The 20377-nt window shown below is 67.9% G+C and carries 9 protein-coding genes; 7 read left to right on the top strand and 2 right to left on the bottom strand.

Going from position 1 to position 20377, the window contains the following annotated elements; genetic code table 11:
• The first annotated feature begins 224 nt into the window (after positions 1 to 224).
• A complete protein-coding gene (pqqA, locus tag ABAZ39_RS37775) occupies positions 225 to 305 on the top strand; it encodes a pyrroloquinoline quinone precursor peptide PqqA (RefSeq protein WP_014242213.1) in 81 nt (26 codons plus the stop codon).
• A 115-nt stretch (positions 306 to 420) separates the two neighbouring features.
• Here pqqA and ABAZ39_RS25010 read toward each other — a convergent pair whose 3' ends face one another.
• Positions 421 to 1281: a RibD family protein gene (locus tag ABAZ39_RS25010; protein WP_040136660.1), complete on the bottom strand. Its 861-nt coding sequence runs from the start codon at positions 1279 to 1281 to the stop codon at positions 421 to 423.
• 75 nt (positions 1282 to 1356) lie between these two features.
• Positions 1357 to 13287 (bottom strand): Ig-like domain-containing protein, encoded by an 11931-nt coding sequence (locus ABAZ39_RS25015; protein ID WP_247881744.1) that lies wholly within the window; start codon positions 13285 to 13287, stop codon positions 1357 to 1359.
• 567 nt (positions 13288 to 13854) lie between these two features.
• Between ABAZ39_RS25015 and ABAZ39_RS25020 the strand changes: the two genes are divergently transcribed.
• From ABAZ39_RS25020 to ABAZ39_RS25040, 6 genes are all read left to right on the top strand, one after another.
• Positions 13855 to 15225: an FAD-containing oxidoreductase gene (locus ABAZ39_RS25020; RefSeq protein ID WP_040136664.1), complete on the top strand. Its 1371-nt coding sequence runs from the start codon at positions 13855 to 13857 to the stop codon at positions 15223 to 15225.
• 313 nt (positions 15226 to 15538) lie between these two features.
• Positions 15539 to 16429, top strand: a complete 891-nt coding sequence (locus ABAZ39_RS35805) for a hypothetical protein (protein ID WP_144243623.1) — start codon at positions 15539 to 15541, stop codon at positions 16427 to 16429.
• Between the two features lie 322 nt (positions 16430 to 16751).
• Positions 16752 to 17354 (top strand): TetR/AcrR family transcriptional regulator, encoded by a 603-nt coding sequence (locus ABAZ39_RS25025; protein ID WP_040136666.1) that lies wholly within the window; start codon positions 16752 to 16754, stop codon positions 17352 to 17354.
• Positions 17355 to 17437: 83 nt separating this feature from the next.
• Positions 17438 to 18652, top strand: coding sequence for a YbfB/YjiJ family MFS transporter (locus tag ABAZ39_RS25030; protein ID WP_040136669.1), 1215 nt, complete (start codon positions 17438 to 17440; stop codon positions 18650 to 18652).
• 259 nt (positions 18653 to 18911) lie between these two features.
• The gene (locus ABAZ39_RS25035; protein WP_040136671.1) at positions 18912 to 19577 is read left to right on the top strand and encodes an amino acid ABC transporter permease; all 666 of its coding nucleotides are present in this window, start codon (positions 18912 to 18914) and stop codon (positions 19575 to 19577) included.
• Positions 19578 to 19613: 36 nt separating this feature from the next.
• Positions 19614 to 20369 carry an amino acid ABC transporter ATP-binding protein gene (locus ABAZ39_RS25040; RefSeq protein ID WP_040136673.1) on the top strand — a complete coding sequence of 252 codons (756 nt, stop codon included), beginning with the start codon at positions 19614 to 19616 and terminating at the stop codon, positions 20367 to 20369.
• The last annotated feature ends 8 nt before the right edge of the window (positions 20370 to 20377 follow it).

Here is a 20377-nt window from a genome sequence, read left to right on the forward strand (position 1 = left end):
CACCGTCTCAAGCACGCATTTGGAGATCGCTTTGGGATTGACCCGCCACTCAACGCGGAAACATAATAAATTCGGCTTGCCTTCACCGCAAATTCTCCATACGTATTTTCCATCCCACTATCCATTCGGAGAATGGCCGCGCCAGGATTGGGTCAGTAGGCTTCCTTAAGAGGACTCGACCACGAATGGTCCGTCCATCCAATTGGAAAGCGAGGGAGCGCATCATGAAGACTTGGCGCAAACCGAAAATCCGTGTGATCGCCGTCGGCACCGAAATCAACGCCTACGCCTGCGCACAGCTTTGACGGCGCGGTAACGGCGAAGCCGTGTGCCTCATCATGCCCATGACCGCGACTTGACGGCGGGCAGCGGCGAGCCTCGTCTCCGCTGCCCGCTCGTCTGTTTTGACAAGATCCCCGATCAAGGCCCCGCCTGAACGTGTCGCTCCGGGCGCACCGGCTCGAACCGGGCGAACCACTGGCCCGTGCCATCCGGCTCCGCAGCGTCGTAATGCAGGGTCGACAGGCGCAGACGGCCGGCGCTTCCCAACCGTGGCCCCGTCGCCATGGTGTGGAAATCCTCGCCGCCCACCACACGGTGGGTGATGGTGAGATAGAGCCGGGACAGCGCCCCATCCCGCAGCATGGTGGACAGCATGCGGGGGCCGGTCAGCAGATACACGCTGCGGAAGCCGAGCGCGCCGAGTTCGCGGACCAGCGGCGCCCCCTCCACCGATGTTCCCTCACCCGCCACGATCACCGGGAAGCCGCGCGCCCTCAGCGCATCGACCCGCCCAGGCGGGGCCTGCCGGCCCGTCGCGACCAGAACGCGCTGCTTCTGCCGGATGACGGAGTCCGGAATCGGAAAATCGAGGCTGGCGCTGGCGATCACGACGGCGGGCTGGGCGGACAAGCCGTTCTCGCGCCTCCACCGCGCGAGGTCGTGGTCCATGGTGCGCGTCCCGATCTGAAGCACGTCGTCCAGCCGTCCTGCGGCAAGGTCGCGCAGATATCCGCCATGCGTGACCAGACAATCGGCCTGAGCCTGCAATTCAAGAAACAGGCGGAAGTCGTTCTCGCTGGTGATCTCGACCGGAAGGTGACTGGCTCCGGTGACGGTGTCCGACACGGCGATGCGCCCGTCGAGGCTGCCGACGAAGCTCGCATAGACGAAGGGCGCCGCGGCGCTGCCCAGGGTGTGGAGCGCGTCGGACAGATAGAGCCCCGCCAAAGCGACGTCTTCGGGCGGTCCCGGAAAAAGCCTCAGCAGACGCGCAGCCATATCCAACGATAGCACCGCCGTTTCCTCGGCCAACAACGCGTAAGGAGGGGGGCGCGTGTCCGCCCGCCCTCCCGGTCAGGCGAACCAGCGGGCGACGTCACCGGCTTGCCCGACGATGGTGACGCTCACCCCCGGACGCAGGTCGAGCACGGTGTTGCCGCCCACGACCCGTGCCGACACGATCACTCTTCCAAGATCGAGCGAGGGATCGAAGAGCGCCAGCCGGTCGGTGCCTGCGGTGAAGTCCATCACCATCGATCCGCCGGAAGCCCCGCCGAACGCGAAGGTGTCCGCCCCGGCGCCGCCCCACACCGTGTCGGCGCCCTGGTCGAGGAACAGCACGTCATCCCCCCCACCACCGACCATGACGTCGTCGCCGGCTCCGCCGAACAGCGTGTCGTTGCCATCCCCGCCGTCGGCCATGTCGTTCCCGGCCCCCAGCGACAGGATGTCGTCACCGTTCCCACCGAACAGCGTGTCGTCGCCCTCCTCGCCGAACAGCGTGTCGTTCCCGGCCCCACCGTCGGCCATGTCCGAGCCGGCGCCGAGCACCAGGACGTCGTCGCCCTCCTCGCCGAACAGGATGTCGTCGCCGTTCTCGCCGAACAGGATGTCGTTGCCCGTGCCGCCACCCATGGTGTCCCGCCCGCCGCCGCCACCCATCGTGTCGTTCTCGGACCCACCGTTCATCAGGTCGTCGCCGTCGCCACCGTGCATCAGGTCATCGCCGGCGTCGCCATAGAGCGTGTCGTTGCCGGACGTGCTGGCCACCGTGTCATTGCCGCCGCCGCCCGACAGGAAGTCGTCGCCGGGGCCGAGGATCATCGACTGGGCACCGGAGTCCCCATAGACCACCTGATTGCCCTCACCCCCGGTCAACGTCGCCGACCCGATGACCGCGGCGAAAGCCACATGGTCGAGCTGAATGGTCAGCGGCCCCGCAACCCCGGTCGTGTCGATGACCAGCGCCGTCGGCAGGCCGGCCTCCTGAGCGGTGCCGGCGACATGGACCGCCCCCCCGGGCGTGCCGGACGCGGCGAAGGCGAGCGTGCGCAGAAGCACGGGTGTCTGCTGCGACAGCGTGCCCAGGAAACGGGCGCCACCGCTGGAGAGGTCGGAGCGCGAGGCCGATCCCGCGACCGTCCGCTCCTCGATCGCGCGGATCAGGTCGGCCTCCGCCAGGGTCGTGCCCTCGCGGGCCGCCGGGCCGCTCGCCGTCACCCCGACCCTGGTCGGCAGGCCGACTTGCAGCGTCGTCATCACGGCCGGCTGTCCGGTGGAGGGATCGGTCACCGTCTCCCGGACCAGCGGCACGTCGGCCAGCCCGGGATTCGGGCTGCTGGGGTCTTCCACGCGGCCGTTGGCGGGGGCCTGGACCACAACGGTGCTGACGGCCCGTCCGTTGGACTGCGACGAGAGCGTCTGGACCTGCGTGCCGTCCACCACCGCTCCCGCCGCCTTCGCCGCGGTCGCCGTCCCGGCCTCCGAGACGTTCCCCGCCGCGTCGGTCAGCGTGACCGACAGGGATAGGGTGCCGTCGAGCAGACCGGACACGTCGATTCCGCCAACCGTGCCGTCCGACGCGGTGAGCGTTCCGGTCCCCGTCAGAGAACCGCCGCCGCCCGAGGAGGACAGCGTCCAGCGGTAGGTCGTCCCGCTTTCCCCGCCGGACAGGGCGAATCCGACGTTGCCCTGCCTGGCCTGGTCGATGGACGCGTCGTTGAAGACCACCGACGGCGTCGGCGGGGCGATGGTGTCGATGGTCACCGACAGGACGCCGGACGCCAAGCCGGTATTGCCGGCCGCGTCGGTCGCCCGCGCGGTGAAGGCGTGGGTGCCGTCCGGGAGCGGCGTCGCGCTGAGATCGACGACCCAGGCGCCTTGCGCGTCGGCGGTGACCGTCGCCACCTCCGTCCCGCCGTCGGACAGGACAACTTGGCTGTCGGCTTCGGCCGTGCCGCGGACGAAGAGCCGGTTGCGGTTGGTGTTGGTGACCGTCACCGGCAGCGTGCCGGCGGAGTCGGTGCTCACCGCGGTGATGGTCGGACTGCCGGGCGGGGTGACGTCGACCATCGGCAAGGTCAGCGTGCCGGTGGCCGGGGTGGTGAGGCCGTCGCTGACCGTCACCGCGACCGTCGCGGTGGCGGCGGTGGCGCCGGTGATCCGCAGGGCGGCCAGGGTCGCGTTCACGTCGGCGACCGACCCGCTGATGGTCAGCGTTCCGTTGCCCGCCGTCGCGACGCTCGCCTGCCCCGCCGCCGTAGCCCCCAGGGTCGCCTGGGACGGCGTCAACGTCACCGTGATCGACGGGCTGTCCGGATCGGTGACCTGGATGCCCGTCAGCGCCGTGTCGAGGCCCTGGTCCAGCGTGATCGGCTGCGGCAGCGTGAGCGTCGGGGCGACCAGGGTCGCCGGATCGGCGATGGTCACCGCGATGGTCGCTTCGGCGTCGGTCGTCAGCGTGCCGAGGTCGCTGGTCGTCACCCGGATCGTTCCGGAGGTCTCGCCCGTCGTGCCGGTGAAGGTCAGGGTGGCCAGCGTGGCCGTGATGTTGGCCTGGGTGCCGAGCAGGCGCCAGACGCCCGCGGACGGTTGGGTCAGGGTCACCCCACCCTGCGCCGTCAATGCCAGCGCGCCGTTGGTGGGGGTCAGCGTGACCTGCAGGGTCGGGCTGTCATAGTCGCTGACCGACAGGCCGGTCACCGCCGTTGCCACGCCGGAAATCACCGACAGGGCGGTGGGCGCCGTGTGCTCCGGCGAGGACAGCACGCCGATGACCAGCAGGCTGTCGGCGTCGGGGGTCAGTGGCTGGTCGTCGGAGGCTTCGAACCGGATCGACGCGCTGGTGACGTTGTGCGTCGCGGTGAATTCGAGCTGCTGCAGCGTGCGGTTCACGTCCTCCAGTGAGCCGGTGAGCCGGACCTTGCCGTTGCCGAGGTCGCTCGTCGTGGCCGAGCCGAAGAGCGGCAGGGTGAGCGTGCCGTTGGTCGGCGTCAGCACGACGGTCATGGTGCCGCCGTCGATGTCCGTGATCTCCAGCCCCAGCACCTCGGTCGAGCGGCCGGCGACCAGGGTCGGGCTGCTCGGCAGCACGTTGGCCGGCGGCGACTGAATGGCAATGGCGAGCGTGCCCGAGGCGTCCGGCGTCAGCGGGTCGCCGTCGGCCACCGTCACCGCGATGCTGCCCGCCGTCTGTCCGCCGGTGCCGGTGAAGACCAGCGAGGCGAGCGTCGTGTTGACGTCGGCCACGCTGCCGCTGACCGTCACGGTGCCATCGCCGGCCGTGCTGACCGCAGCGGGGCCGGCGAGGCCGAGGCTGCCGTTGCCGGGCGTCAGGGTCACCGTCACCGTGGCGCTGTCGCCGTCCATCACCGACAGGCCGGCGATGGCCGCGGCCGTTCCCGCCACCACCGTTTGCGCGCCGGGCAGGGTCAGCACCGGGTCGACCGGGTCCTCGTTGCGGATGATCCCCGACGCCGAAGCGGTCTCGATCGCCGTCGCCGTGACGGACGGGTTGGACAGGGTGACGGTGAAGGTTTCGTCCGGCTCGATGTCCGTGTCGCCCGACACCAGGATGGTGATGGTCTTGGTCGTTTCGCCGTCGGCGAAGGAGACCGTGCCTGACGGCAGGGTCCCGCCGAAATCGGCGGCGTCGAGCGTGGTGCCCCCGGGTCCGTCGCCGGCCGCCACCGTCCAAGCCACCGTCAGGACGCCGCTCGTGCTGCCGGCGCGGGTGACCGTAAAGGTGAAGGCGGTGGTTGCGCTGTCTCCCTCGCGCTTGTCGGCGTCGGTCGCCGCGATGGCGAGGCGCGACGGGATGACCACGGCCACCTGGGCGGCGCTGATCTGCTGCTGGAGGTTGGTGCCGGTGAAGGCGGTGACGGCCCCCGACACGTCGCCCGCGGCGGTGCCGCTGCGCAGCTCGTCGGCCGCCGTGCCCTGCGCCACCACCTGGGCCTGGGCCATCTGGGTCAGCCCGTCGATACCGCCGCTGTTGGTCGTGCCGGCGGTGATCACCGCGCCGTTCGAGGCGGCGATGACGTTGGCGGCACCGCCCGTCACCGCGGCCAGCTTCACGCTGTCCACGGCCCCGATCCGCGCCCCGGCGGCGGCCAGGATGGCGGCGATGACCACCGGATCGGCAAGGTCGATGGTGCCGCCCGCCGGCACGGCCTTGATCGCGTCGGCGATGGCACCGACCAGCGCCCGCCCGATCACGCCGCTGGCCCGCGGCGTGCCGATCACCACCCCGGCGAGCACGGCGCTGCCCTGGACGATCACGTTGGCGACGCTGGCCGCGGCCGCTTGCGTCTTCAGCGCGGTCGCGATGGCCGCGGCGTCCGCCCCGGTCGTGGTCACCGCGACGATGGGGTCGTAGGTGAGGAGATCGAGGCCAGCGTCGAGGCCGAGCTTGCTCTTCAATTCGGTCGCCGCCGCGGCGATCGCGCTGTCCGTTCCGGCGAGCCCCGCCATGCCCATGATGATGGTGGTCAGCGGCGTGATGACGGACGCCGAGCCCGGCGCCTCGTAGACGCCGGTGAAGGGCAGGTTGGTCGAAATGTCGGTGCCGCCGATCATGACGATGGGGCCGGACCCGCCGGGGATCGACCAGCTGCCCACCGCGTTGGTGGTCCCGAACGCCTCTCCGGGGTCGAGCTGGCCGTTGGCGTTGGCGTCGGCGAACACCGTGGCGCCGGCGATGTAGCCGTCGATGGCGTGGCCGCCGCGGACGTTGACCAGCACATGGCCGGTGACCGGCGCCGCGCTGCCGAAGGACAGGTTGGTGACGGCGTTGCCGGCGCTGTCGCGGATCTGCGCGCCGTTCAGGTCGATGGTCCCGGCGACCACGATGCCGTCGCTGTCCAGATCGTCCGCAGCTACGGCGTAGCGGAACACCAGCTTTCCGGACTCCACGCGCAGGAAGGTGGCGTAGCGGGTCTGGGTTCCGACGGTCAGCGCCAGCCGCGGTGCGCCGGTGCCGGAGACGCTCACCGCGTCGCTGAAGGCGACGGTGAAGTCCAGCGTGTCGCCACGCGCCGCCAGATAGCGGCCGGCGGCCGGGCCGGTCACCGCCATGATCGTGGCGGCATGGTCGTCGTTGAGGATGGTGCCGATCGCCGTCGCGTTCTCCACCGTGATCTTGGCGTCGGCCACCGTGGTCGAGGGGGAGAAGAGCAGGACCCGGAAACGCTCGTTGGCCTCGACCTGCCGGTCGCCGCTGATCGGAACGGTGATGGTCCTGCTGGTCTCGCCCGCAGCGAAGGTGATGGTGCCGCTGGGCAGCGTGCCGCCGAAATCGGCCGCATCGGCAAGGCTGCCGCTCAGGCCGGTCGTGTCGACCTGCCATTTGACCGTGGTGGCGCCCGAGGTGTCACCGCGCCGGGTGATGGTGTAGGTCAGGCCGGTGGACCCGCTGTTGCCCTCCGCGATCGACAGGCTGGACGGGGTGATGCTCAGCCATTGCACCGGCGTCAGGCTGATCGTCACCGCACGGCCGACCAGATGGGTCCCGTCGGAAACGGCGTAGCTGAAGGACCCGACGGCCCCTGTGGCGCCGAAGGGCGGCGTGTAGATCACCGCGGCGAGCTGGTCCGGCGTCAGCGTGTCGCCGATGGCGAGCGCCGTGCCGTCGTACCGCTGGAGCGCCCCGACCGTGGGCAGACCGGTGACCGTGATGGTCAGCGGGTCGCCCTCAGGATCGACCGGCTTGTCGATCGACAGGCCGACGCGGCTGGAGTTCTGGTCGATGGCGACGTGCTTCGCCTCCTGCACCGCCGGGGCGGTGTTGACCCCCCGGACCGTAATGGTCAGCGTCGCGGTGGAGGTTGCCCCGGCCTGGTCGGTGACGGTGTAGCTGACCGTCTCCTGCCGGGTCTGGCCGAACAGCAGCGTGCCGTAGCCGCCTGCCGGGTCGAAGCTGTAGCCACCGTCGGCGCTCAGCGTCAGCCGGCCGCCGCCGGCCAGCGTGATGGCCCGGCCGACGTTGGCGGCGTCCCCGTTCACCGCGCTGACGGTCAGGCGGTCACCGACATCGGGGTCCGTGTCGTTGGCAAGCACGCCGCTCGACGCGACCACTGTGACCGGCGTGAGCCGGTCGGTGTCGCCCGTGTCATTCGCCGCGACCGGCGTGTCGTTGACGTTGGCGACCTCGATGGTCAGCAGGTCCGAAACCGTGGCGCCGGAGGAATCGGTCGCGGTGACGCGCACCGTCCGGGTGCCGATGTCGGCGTTGCCCGGCGTGCCGGAGAACCGCCCGGTCGCCGCATCGAAGCTGAGCCACGCGGGCAGCGCCGATCCATCGCCGCTGGCCGCGCTGAGGGTGAGGCTGTCTCCGGTGTCGGCGTCGGTGAAGATCCCCGCCGGAATCGTGTAGGAAAAGGCTTGCCCCTGGTCCAGGTTGCGGGTGCCGAGCGCCTGGGCCCGCACCGGGGCGTCGTTGATCGACAGGGTGTTGATGCTGGTCGTGGTGTTTGTCGCCGACGCGCCGTCCGCGTCGGTGGCCGTCACGGTGAAGGCCGTGGTCTCCTGGGTGCCTGGAGCGGTCCGATTGGACACCGGCTGAAAGTCGAGCAGCCGCAGGGCAGCCTGGGCGGCGGCCGCGGAACCGGCGGTCAGGCTGTAGATGCCGGCGGCCGACCTGGTAAACCCGCTGGCGGTGAGGCTGGCGGCTGTGAAAGTACCGGTGGCGTCACCGACCGTGCCGCCCGAATCGCGGACCGTCACCACGACCGTCTGGGCTTGGGCGGTCTGGTTGTCGGAGACCGTCATGGTGGTGAAGGGCTGGCGGCTGGCAGTATCGTCGACCGCTTGGCCGGCCACGGCACCGTCAATGAGGGGAGCCGTGTTGCCGGGTGGGCTCCGGGTGTCGATGGCGTAGCCGGCCGAGGTCCCCACCGCCGCCGGCGTGTTTCCGGCAACGTCGCTCCAACTCGTGGCGACGGTGATGCGGCTGTCAAAGGCGACCGTTTCCACGCTTGGGGTCAGCGTGGCCGTGTAAACCAACCCGTCGCTGCCGGGCAGAACGGACAGGTCCGACAGCGTCCCGCTCTGTGCGCTGACCATCGAAAGGGAAAAGCCAACCGGAGCCTCACTGAAGGTGAATGTGACGGTAGCCGTCTCCCCCACCCCGAGCGTCGTTTTGTCCAACGCGACGGCAACCGACGGCGCCCCCGTATCGATGGTGACGGTCAGCGCGGACGAGACGGGCGAGGTGTTGTCCGCCGCGTCGGTCACCGTGGCGGTCAGCGTGTGCGCGCCGTCGCTCAGCGAGGCCGCGGTGATGCTCCAGGCGCCGGCCGCCGCAGCCGTCACCGTACCCAGAGCCGTCGCGCCCTCGTACAGCACGACCACGCCAGCCTCGGCAACACTGCCCACAACGACGGGAGTGGTGACGTTGGTCAGCGTGTCCGCGGTCGAACCGCTGTTCGAGCCGGCCTCCAGCGTCAGACCGCTCGGTGCCGAAGCGTTCGTGTCGATGGTGACGGTCAGCGCGGTCGAGGCGGACGAGGTGTTGCCCGCCGCGTCGGTCACCGTGGCGGTCAGCGTGTGCGCGCCGTCGCCCAGCGAGGCCACCGTCATCGTCCAGGCGCCGGCCGCCGCAGCGGTCACCGTGCCCAGAGCCGTCGCGCCCTCGTACAGCACGACCACGCCAGCTTCGGCAACGCTGCCGGTGATCACCGGCGCCGCCACGTTGGTCAGCGTGTCCGTGGACAAGCCACTGTTCGACGCCATCGCCAGGGCAAGGCTCGTCGGAGCGCTTGCTTCGGTATCGATGGTCACGGTCAGCGCAGTCGAAGCGGACGAGGTGTTGCCCGCTACGTCGGTCACCGTGGCGGTCAGCGTGTGAGCGCCGTCGCTCAGCGAGGCCGCGGTGATGCTCCAGGCGCCGGCCGCCGCAGCCGTCACCGTACCCAGAGCCGTCGCGCCCTCGTACAGCACGACCACGCCAGCCTCGGCAACACTGCCCACAACGACGGGAGTGGTGACGTTGGTCAGCGTGTCCGCGGTCGAACCGCTGTTCGAGCCGGCCTCCAGCGTCAGACCGCTCGGTGCCGAAGCGTTCGTGTCGATGGTGACGGTCAGCGCAGTCGAAGCGGACGAGGTGTTGCCCGCCGCGTCGGTCACCGTGGCGGTCAGCGTGTGCGCGCCGTCGCCCAGCGAGGCCGCCGTCATCGTCCAGGTGCCGGCCGCCGCAGCGGTCACCGTGCCCAAAGCCGTCGCACCCTCGTACAGCACGACCACCCCGGCTTCGGCGACACTGCCGGTGATCACCGGCGCCGCCACGTTGGTCAGCGTGTCCGTGGACAAGCCACTGTTCGACGCCATCGCCAGGGCAAGGCTCGTCGGAGCGCTTGCTTCGGTATCGATGGTGACGGTCAGCGCGGTCGAGGCGGACGAGGTGTTGCCCGCTACGTCGGTCACCGTGGCGGTCAGCGTGTGAGCGCCGTCGTTCAGCGAGGCCGCGGTGATGCTCCAGGCGCCGGCCGCCGCAGCGGTCACCGTGCCCAGAGCCGTCGCGCCCTCGTACAGCACGACCACGCCAGCTTCGGCAACGCTGCCGGTGATCACCGGTGCCGCCACGTTGGTCAGAGTGTCGGAGGTGGACCCGCTGTTCGAGCCGGCCTCAAGCGTCAGACCGCTCGGCGCCGAAGCGCTCGTATCGATCGTCACCAGGAGGGAGTTGGACGCACCGCTCTCGACGCCAGACGTGATCACCTTGGCCGTTAGCGTCCAAACGCCATCCGCAAGCACCGAGCCGGGAGCAAGCGACCAGTCGCCGGAGCCGTTGGCCGTCCCCGTCCCGATCTCGACACCGTTTGCGTAGAGGTGCACGACGCTGCCAGCGTCGGCGGTTCCGCTCAGCGTGGGCTGCGACGCGTTCGTCACCGCATCACCGGCCACGCCGCTGTCCGACGCCGGTGTAAGCACCGGTGCGGAAGGGCTGGCCGAAATCGCAATCAGCGTGTCGGTGCCACTGAGCGTCAACGTCTGGAACGGCGTGTAGACGGTCTCGACACCGGAGACGAAGAGGGTTCCCTGGTTGCCGGCCGGGGAGAAGGTGACCACGTCGGTGCCGACGCCGCCGATCAGCGTCTCCACGTCTGACACCGTGAGCGTGTTGCCCACGCTGTCACCGAGAGTCACCACGTCGGTGCCGGCGCCGCCGGTCAACGTTTCGACACCGCTCACCAGCAGCGTGTTGCCGGAACTGCCCAGCGTCACCACATCGGTGCCGATGCCGCCCGTCAGCGTCTCGAGGCCGCTCACCAGCAGCGTGTTGCCGGAGCTGCCCAGTTCCACCAGGTCGGTGCCGATGCCGCCGACCACCGTCTCGACACCGTCCACCAGCAGCGTGTTGCCGGCGCTGCCCAGTTCCACCAGGTCGGTGCCAGACGTGCCGATCAGCGTCTCGATCCGCCACACTGTGAGCGTATTGCCGGCACTGTCGCCGAGCGTCACGATGTCGAGGCCGCTGCCGCCCTTGATCGTTTCGACACCACTCGCCGTCATCACGTTGCCGCCGGTGCCGAACGTCACGACGTCGGTGCCGGAACCGCCGGTCAGCGTCTCCAGCAACCGGACCAGCAGCGTGTTGCCGCCGCTGCCCAGCGTCACGACATCTGTGCCGGAGCCGCCAAACAGCGTCTCGACCTCCGACACCTCGATGGTGTTGCCGTCGCTGCCCAGCGTCACAACGTCGGTCGCGGTGCCGCCGGTCAGCGTCTCGACGCCGCTGACCATCAAGGTGTTGCCCCACGTCGTGCCGAAGGACACCACGTCGGTGCCGGAACCGCCGATCAGGGAATCCAACCGTGACACCGACATCGTGTTGCCGCCGTCGACGAGCGTCACGATATCCCGGCCGGAGTTGCCGTTCAGCGTCTCGATGCCGCCGACCAGCGTGGTCATCCCGGAGGCGGAGACCGTCACCACGTCGGTGCCGGTGCCACCGATCAACGTTTCCAGAGCGTTCACCAGCATGGTGCTGCCGGCTCCGCCCAGCGTCACAACGTCGACGCCGGAGGCGCCGATCAACGATTCCAGAAGGGACACCGTCAGTGTGTTCCCACCCGTGAGCAGCGTCACCACGTCGGTGCCGACACCGCCGGTCAAGGTCTCGACGCCGCTCACCCGCATCGTGGCGCCGCCGGTGCCCACGGTCACGATGTCGGTGCCGGCCCCGCCGATCACCGTCTCCATCAACCGGATCGTCAGCGTGCTGCCGTTGCTGTCCAGGTTCACGGTGTCGGCGCCACCGCCGCCGATCAGCGTTTCGACCAGACTCACCGCCACCGTGTTGCCACCGGTGCCCAACGTCACGAAATCGGCGCCGGCCCCACCGATCAGCGTCTCGGTCAACCGGACCAACAGCGTGTTGCCGTTGCTGTCGAGGCTCACGATGTCGACGCCGGTGCCACCGATCAGCGTTTCGACGAGACTCACAGCCACCGTGTTGCCGCCGCTGCTCAGCGTCACCACATCGGTGCCGGTTCCACCCGTCAGCGTTTCGACGCCCCGTATCAGCAACGAATTGCCACCGGTGCCCAACGTCACGTTGTCCGTGCCGGTGCCGCCGAGCACCTGCTCGATCAGCCGGACCAGCACCGTGTTGCCGAGGCTGTTCAACATCGCCACGTCGGTGCCGGTGCCGCCGGTCAGCGTCTCGACGCCGGTCACCAGCACCGTGTTGCCGCCGCTGCCCAGCGTCACGACGTCGTTTCCGACGCCGCCCGTCAGCGTTTCCAGCTTCGACACGGTCAGCGTGTTGCCCGCGCTGTCGCCCAGCGTCACCACGTCGGTGCCGATGCCGCCGGTCAGCGTCTCGATGCCCTCAACCAGCATCGTGTTGCCGCTGCTGCCCAGAATCACCACATCGGTGCCGATGCCACCGGTCAGCGTCTCGACGCCGCCCACCAGCATTGTTTTGCCCAGGGAGCCCAGCGTCACCACGTCGGTGCCCGCACCGCCGGTCAGCGTCTCGACGCCGCTCACCAGAATCGTGTTGTCGGCACCGCCCAGGATCACGACGTCGGTGGCGGAACTGCCGGTCAGCGTCTCGACCCCGGAGACGGTGTAGGTCGCCCCGATCTCGACCAGCGACACCACGTCGACGCCGGTGCCGCCGGTCAGCGTGTTGATCTGCGACAGCGCGATCGTGTTTCCGCCATCGCCCAGCGTCACGACCACCGGGGCGAGGTTGCGGAAATACTCCACATCGCCGCCGTCCACGCCGACCACCATATCAATGTCGCCGTCGCCATCGAGATCGCCCAGCGCCGGCCGCGGGTACGCTCCGGGACCGGTATTCCCATAGGGGTTCGTGGCGAACAGCGAAAAGGTCGGCGCGGCCGCCGTGCCGACATTGACGTAGACGGTGCTCTTGGTGACGAGGTCGACGAGACCGTCCCCGTTGATGTCCGCCAGCGCGGGCGACGCGTAGCCGTCGAGGTCGGGGGGAAGGTTGAAGGGATTGGTCCCTTCCAGAGAGAAGGTCGGCGCTTGCGTGGAGCCGTTGTTGCGGTAAAAGAAAATATTCCCATCGGCGCCGCCGATCAGGAGGTCGAAATCGTTGTCGCCATCCAGATCGGCGAAGCTCAGCGCCCCGTAACTGCCGGCGCTCTGGATGCCGAACAGGTTGGTGCCTTCCAGCGAGAAGGTCGGCGTCTGCGCTGAGGTTCCATTGTTGCGGTAGAACAGGGTGGTGCCGGCGTGGTTGCCGATGAACAGGTCGAGATCGCCGTCGCCGTCGATGTCCACCAGACCGGGAAGCGCACCGCCCGCGCTGACGTTGCTGATCCCGAAGGGATTGGTGCTGTCCAGCGTGAAGGTCGGCGACAGAGTCGTTCCGGTGTTCCGGAAGAAAAGCGTGTTTCCGTCCGCGTTGCCGACCAGGAGATCGAGATCGCCATCACCATCGATGTCCGACAACACTGGGGCGGCCTCGCTTCCGATGTCGGAAAGGCCGAAACCGTTGGTGCCGATCATAGTGAAGGTTGGATTCGCCACGGTCTTTCAGCCCTCACGTCACGCGGCCGGCACGCACGCCGGTCCAGGCTGCATCGATACACTATTAAGAGCTAATTATTGGTGTATACGCTGATTATGTGACGCGATACTCATTGATATCGCCGGCATATGCCCGTGTGAATCCTTATTTTTCCAATAGTTTCTTGCAAGCCGCGAGAGCACGCATAAATCGTCTGCATTAGGATAGGACACACGGAAGGGTGTCGCCGCTCGATTGAACTCAAAACCAGTGGTTTCCAAAAAGGCGGAAAATCGCTCGCCGGATCAGTATGAAACAAGAACAAATTCGGCCGCTCGCCCGCTACGAAGCCGGTCCGATCGCGGGCTGCGGTTGGACACCGGGTCCGCTTCCGAACCACCCCGCCGATTGCGGGCGTACGCATGGATGCCTCCGGCGGCCAAACGGGCGGCGACTCGGACCCTGCCGCCTGTTTGGCCGGCCTTGACCGGCCACCGGCCACACTTAGCTTTGCTTGCGGCCCGACCGGCGCCGGCATCCAGCCGGCGACGGTTCCCGACACCCAGGTCCGGCTGCAGGAGCACGCCATGGTCGACGCCATCATCATTGGAGCCGGCCAAGCCGGGCCACCGCTCGCCGGGCGCCTCACCGCCGCCGGCATGACCGTGGCGGTCGTCGAACGCAAGCTGTTCGGCGGCACCTGCGTCAACACCGGCTGCACCCCGACCAAGACGCTGGTCGCCAGCGCCCGCGTGGCGCGGATGGCGCAGCGCGCCGCCGAATACGGCGTGATGCTGGACGGCCCGGTGCGCGTCGACATGGCCAAGGTCAAGGCGCGCAAGGACGCCATCTCGGGCCGGTCGCGCCAGAACGTCGAAGGCTGGCTGCGCGGCATGCCCGGCTGCCGGGTGCTGCAGGGCCATGCCCGCTTCGAATCCGCCAACAGCGTGCGCGTCGGCGACGAGGTTTTGACGGCGGAGCGCATCTTCATCAACGTCGGCGCCCGCGCCGCGGTGCCGGACATGCCGGGGGTGCGCGACGTCGGCATCCTGACCAGCGGCACGATCCTCGACCTCGACCGGGTGCCGCGGCATCTGGTGGTGGTCGGCGGCAGCTACATCGGCCTGGAATTCGCGCAGATGTACCTCCGTTTCGGCGCCGAGGTGACCGTCGTGGAGAAGGGCGACCGGCTGATCCCGCGCGAGGACCCCGACGTTTCCGCCGCGATCCGCGACCTGCTGGAGGCGGAGGGGGTGACGGTCCGCCTGTCGGCCGACTGCATCCGCTTCGCCCCGCACGCCGATGGCGTGGAGGTGGGCGTGGCCTGCGCCTCCGGCGCGCCATCGGTGGTGGGAAGCCACGCGTTGCTGGCGGTGGGGCGCGTGCCCAACACCGACGACCTCGGGCTCGACCGGGCTGGGGTGGCGACCGACGCCCGCGGCACCATCACGGTGGACGACACGCTGCGCACCAACGTGCCGGGGATTTGGGCGATGGGCGACTGCAACGGACGCGGCGCCTTCACCCACACCGCCTATAACGACTTCGAGATCGTCGCGGCGAACCTGCTCGATGGGGATCGGCGCAGCGTGGACGACCGCATCCAGGCCTACGCACTCTACACCGACCCGCCGCTCGCCCGCGTCGGCATGACCGACGAGGCGGTCCGCCGCTCCGGCCGACGCGCGCTGGTCGGCATGCGGCCGATGACGCGCGTCGGGCGCGCGGTCGAGAAGGGCGAGACGCAGGGCTTCATGCGGATCGTCGTCGACGCCGACAGTCAGGAAATCCTGGGTGCCGCCATCCTCGGTCCCGGCGGCGACGAGGCCATCCACGCCGTGCTCGACCTGATGTACGCCAAGGCGCCCTACCCCACCCTGCAACGCGCCGTCCACATCCACCCCACGGTGGCCGAACTGCTGCCGACCCTGCTGGGCGAACTGACGCCATTGGGCTAAGGCCCTGTCGCCAAAGGGTCTTGCGTAGGGCTGATCAGGCTTTGCCGGATCGGCAACGCTGCCGGTACTCGCTCCTCCCCGTCATGGATGGGAAATCTCGTCATGGCTCGCGCGTTTTGGTCACTCCCTCAGTGAGTCAGCGCTTTTGCCGGGGGGCTTTATCGGCCACGGCGGATTGCGACAACGGAATGCGCTTCTTGCTCAATGCATCTCCCGGTAAAGTGGCGCGCACGATCACTTTTTTTGCAAAAGCAACGTGATAAAAAGATCGCGTGATTTTGCAGTCGCTCGGCCAATCGCCAGGAGGGTCAACTTGCGCACGCTTATGCAATCCCCTGCCCTGATGGCTTTCATCTTGCTCGTCTTGACCGGGTGCGTGGAAACCGTACCCGGCAAGGGCTACACCTCCGGCGAGTACCGTAGTCTGTACTATGTGAACAGTGAAAGCGCCTTGAAAGATCAGAACCGCGAGCCTGACGGAGACGTTTGGTACGATTGGGTCTATTTTCGCAAATACTCTAAAGAAAGAGCAAAAAATCTGCGAACCGATCTACCGATGCAGCTCGCACTCATCGAGACTTTTCGAAAACATACCGCAGGATATGACCAAGCGTTCCAATTTGTAACTGCGTCTCAGGGAGTGGCTAACCTTAAGCAGGACGGCGCTCTAACACCGGAAAATCAGAAGAGTCTTGAAGCGACGGTAGCACAGGCCGCAAAAGCCTCGAATTGGAACTCTCGCGTCCGCTGGGACCTCGATGATGAATTTCGTTCTGTATTGGGAATGAACACGGCCGAAATGGAGCGCATTATATTCGTGCGTTCCATTGATAAGCTGAAAGATGGGGTCGCAATCAATCGGCTTCTCCCCAAAACCATTGCTTACGTAACAGAAAAAGGGGAAAAATCAGCCGAGTACAAACTGCTTCAGGACGCTCTCCCGAGCATTCAGTTCTCCGATGCGGAACTGCGCTACTTTGTCTCGGAGGCCTACCCTGACTATGCGCGAACAGAGTTGGAAAAACGGCCAACGCCGACCGAGGCAAAATGCCTTGGCTTCGGTTTCAAGCGTGGCACCGACGGTTTCGCAAACTGTCTGATGTTTCAAGAGGACCGACAGGCTCGCGATCTTCGGCAAGCGTTGGAGGACGACGCGCGCAAAGCGGCCGCCCGAGAGTGGCGACGGCACGCAATGCCATGGTAGCCAACCAATCGGGCTGCGCCGCGCTGGGCCTCTTCGACGTATACTGAACGAAGTCTTTCATGCGGCAATCCTCACAAGACAAGAAGCTGATACGTCGACATCATCAACTTATTGATCATGGAAATCTTCGGGAGCAATGGCGGTCCAATGCGCCATGGCCGTCGCATGAGCGGCCAAGCGTCTGCCCTCCCGCCGCACGTCGCGGCCCGACGGCGGCGCAGGGCAGTCCCGCGTTCGCACGATGGCAAAGTCCTTGACCGCCACCCCGCCCGGCGTATTTTGGATCATATGATCTAAAACACCGGTTCGGAAGGCGGGACCCATGGCTCGGCCGCGGAAGTTCGATGAGACGGCGGTGCTGGACGCGGCGGTGGACCGCTTCTGGACCCAGGGGTACGAAGCGACTTCCACCCGCGAGCTGGCGGACAGCATGCGCATGACGCTCGCCAGCATGCACAACGCCTTCGGCGACAAGCGGGCGCTGTTCCGCCGCGCCCTGGAGCATTACCTGGACGGTTCGCTGCGCGCCCGCATCGCCCGGCACGAGGCGACGGCATCGCCGGCCACCGCCATCGCCGGCTTCCTGCGCGAAAGCATCGAGCGATCGCTCGGCGACGGGTGCCGGCGCGGCTGCCTGCTGGTGAACTCCGCGCTGGAGGTTGGGCCGGACAACCCCGACCTGCGCGACTTCCTGAACGCGGAACTGACGACCATCGAGGACTTCTTCCGCCGCTGCATCGTCAAGGGGCGGCAGAGCGGCGCGATCCCGGCCGGCATCCCCGACGACGACGCGGCGCGCCTGCTCTTCTCCACCCTGCTGGGCATCCGCGTCCTGGCCCGCATCCGCCCCGAGCGCGACCTGCTGGAAGGGGCGGCGCGCGGCGCCCTGGCCAGCCTGGGACTGCCGCCGATGCCGGACTCCTGACCGCCGCGCCGGCTCCCCCCTTCCCATTCCTCCCGGTCAACGGGCGGCCCGCCGCGGCGGAGCCGCAACAGGGACGCACGCCCATGAACAGGACATCCGCAACCGCGGCCATGGACCGCCTCGACGGCGCCGCCTGGATGGCGACCCTCGCCGGCATGGCGGGAAGCCTCGTCGCCGTCGGGCTGGCGCGCTTCGCCTACACGCCGCTGGTCCCGTCGCTGATCGAGGCCCATTGGTTCTCCGCCGCCGACGCGGTGACGCTGGGTGCGGCGAACTTCGCCGGCTATCTGGCGGGCGCCCTGCTCGGCCGGCCGCTGGCCAGCCTGTTGCCGAACCGGGCCCTGCTGCGGGTGCTGATGCTGACGGCCTCCCTCGCCTTCATCGCCTGCGCCTATCCGCTCTCGCTCGGCTGGTTCTTCGGCTGGCGCTTCGTCTCGGGTCTGGCCGGAGGCGCCATCATGGTCCTGGTCGCGACCAGCATCCTGCCCCACATCCCGGCGGCGCGGCGCGGCTTCGTCAGCGGCATGATCTTCCTCGGCATCGGGCTGGGAATCGCCGCCTCGGGCACCGCCGTGCCGGCCCTGATGCGGCTGGGGTTGCACGAGACCTGGCTGGGGCTGGGCGGTCTGTCGATGCTGCTGACCGCCCTGTCCTGGTTCGGCTGGCCGGCGTCGGCCCCACCACAGGCGGTTGCCGCTCCGCCGGTGGAGCATGCCCCGTGGCATGAGGGGCGCGTCCTCCGCTCGCTCTACGCCGAATACGCGCTGAACGCGCTGGGGCTGGTGCCGGTCATGCTGCTGCTGGTCGATTATGTCGCCCGTGGCCTGAACCATGGCGCAGACGTCGGCGCCCTCTGCTGGGTCCTCTACGGTGCGGCATCGGTGGCCGGGCCGGTGGCCGTCGGATCGCTGGCCGACCGGATCGGCTACGCGGCGGCCTACCGCATCGCGCTGCTGCTCCAGGCGGTCGCCGTGGCCGCCCTGGCGGTCAGCGGCCAGCCGCTGGTGGTCGGGGCCGCGACGGTCGTCCTCGGCGCCCTGACGCCGGGCGTGGTTCCCCTGGTGCTCGGCCGCATCCATGAATTGCTGCCGCGCAGCCCGTCGGAGCAGCGCGCCGCCTGGAGCCGGGCGACCACCGCCTTCGCCCTGTTCCAGGCGCTGAGCGGCTACGGCTACTCCTATCTCTTCGCCCACAGCGGTGGGAGCTACGCCACGGTCTTCCTGTGCGGCGCCGTCGCCCTGGCGTTGGCGCTGGGGACCGACATCCTTATCAACGCCCGCCGCCACCACACGGCCTGAACCGGTCGCCAACGCGACGGGAGCGACCGTCCCGGGCACCGGGCCCTCCCGTATTGCTCGGGCGGCGCCTCCACGCACCAAGGCATCAAGAGAAATCCTTGGCCCATTTCACCACCTCTGATTGAGCGCTTCAAAAGCCCGAAACCGATGCCCCGCGCATCGCGAAACCCCATTGACAGTGCCAAATCAATCGAGCATTTTGAATGCCATTCAAAATTAGGTCGGCGACAAAGCCAGACCATGAACAGGGGCATCGGCGATGGGGTACGAATGGCAGTTTGCCATAATACTTGAGTATTGGCCGATTTTTGCACGCGGCGCCATCACGACACTCCAGATAACGTTACTGTCGTCCGCCATCGGTTTGTTCATCGGTCTCTTGGTCGGTGTGAGCCGAGAATCGTCCGGCATCTTTATAAGATCCGTCACATCCATCTATGTCGAGATGATTCGCGCGACTCCGGCGCTCGTGCAGATTGTCTGGCTCTACTACTGCTTCCCGATCATCTTCGGCTACCAGCTCAGCGCGATGACCTCGATCATCATCGCCCTCGGCATCCATTCCGGAGCCTATGTGTCGGAAATCGTGCGGGCCGGCATCAACGCGGTGGACACCGGCCAGTTTCTCGCTGCCAAATCCATCGGCATGAATCACTTCACGGCGCTCCGTCGCATCATCCTGCCCCAGGCCGGGCAGAAGATGATCCCGCCGCTGATCAACGAATTCGCTAACCTGATGAAGCTGACGACGCTCGGATCGATGATCGCAGTCTACGAGCTTCTTCAGGAATCGAACAACCTCATCGCCACGACCTACCGTCCGCTCGAGGTCTACACGTTCCTGGCGATCTTCTTCTTCATCATCACCTACCCCTGGATCTGGTTGTCGCAGCGCCTGGAACGGCGCCTGAAGATGCGGGCCTGACCGATCCTCGCACGATCCTCCGGTGGAGTTTCCCCTATGCTGCGCATCACCAACCTCGGGAAGAGCTACGGCAGCGCGCGCGTCCTGAGCGGCATCGATCTCGACGTGCAGCCCCACGACGTCGTGGCGATCATCGGACCCAGCGGCTCCGGCAAGAGCACGCTTTTGAAATGCATCAACTTTCTGGAACGCTACGACGAAGGCGAGGTCCGCTTCGGCGACGAGCTTGTCGGCTACGTCGAGGCCGACGGCCAGAGGCGGCTGGCCACCGAGCGCCAGACCAACCGGCTGCGCGCCGAAATGGGCATGGTCTTCCAGAACTTCAACCTGTTCCCCCACATGACGACGCTCCAGAACGTCATCGAGGGGCCGATCCAGGTCAAGGGCGTCGCGCGCGACGAAGCGGTCCGCCACGCCGAGCAGCTTCTCGCCAAGGTCGGGCTGGCCGACAAGCGCGACGTCCGTCCGACCAAGCTGTCGGGCGGGCAGCAGCAGCGCGCCGCGATTGCCCGCGCCCTGGCGATGCGCCCGCGCCTGATGCTGTTCGACGAGCCGACCTCGGCGCTCGACCCCGAACTGGTCGGCGAGGTGCTGACCGCCATGCGCGAACTCGCCGCCGAAAGCATGACCATGGTGATCGTCACCCACGAAATGAGCTTCGCGCGCGACGTCGCGAGCCGGGTCGTCTTCATGGAAGGCGGCCGAATCGTCGAAGAGGGACCACCAGGCAAGATTTTCACCAACCCGGACAACGCGAGGACCCGCGCGTTCCTTGCCCGCGTCCTGCATTGAAGAGGCTG

It is taken from the genome of Azospirillum argentinense (assembly GCF_000632475.1).
Lineage (GTDB): Bacteria > Pseudomonadota > Alphaproteobacteria > Azospirillales > Azospirillaceae > Azospirillum > Azospirillum baldaniorum.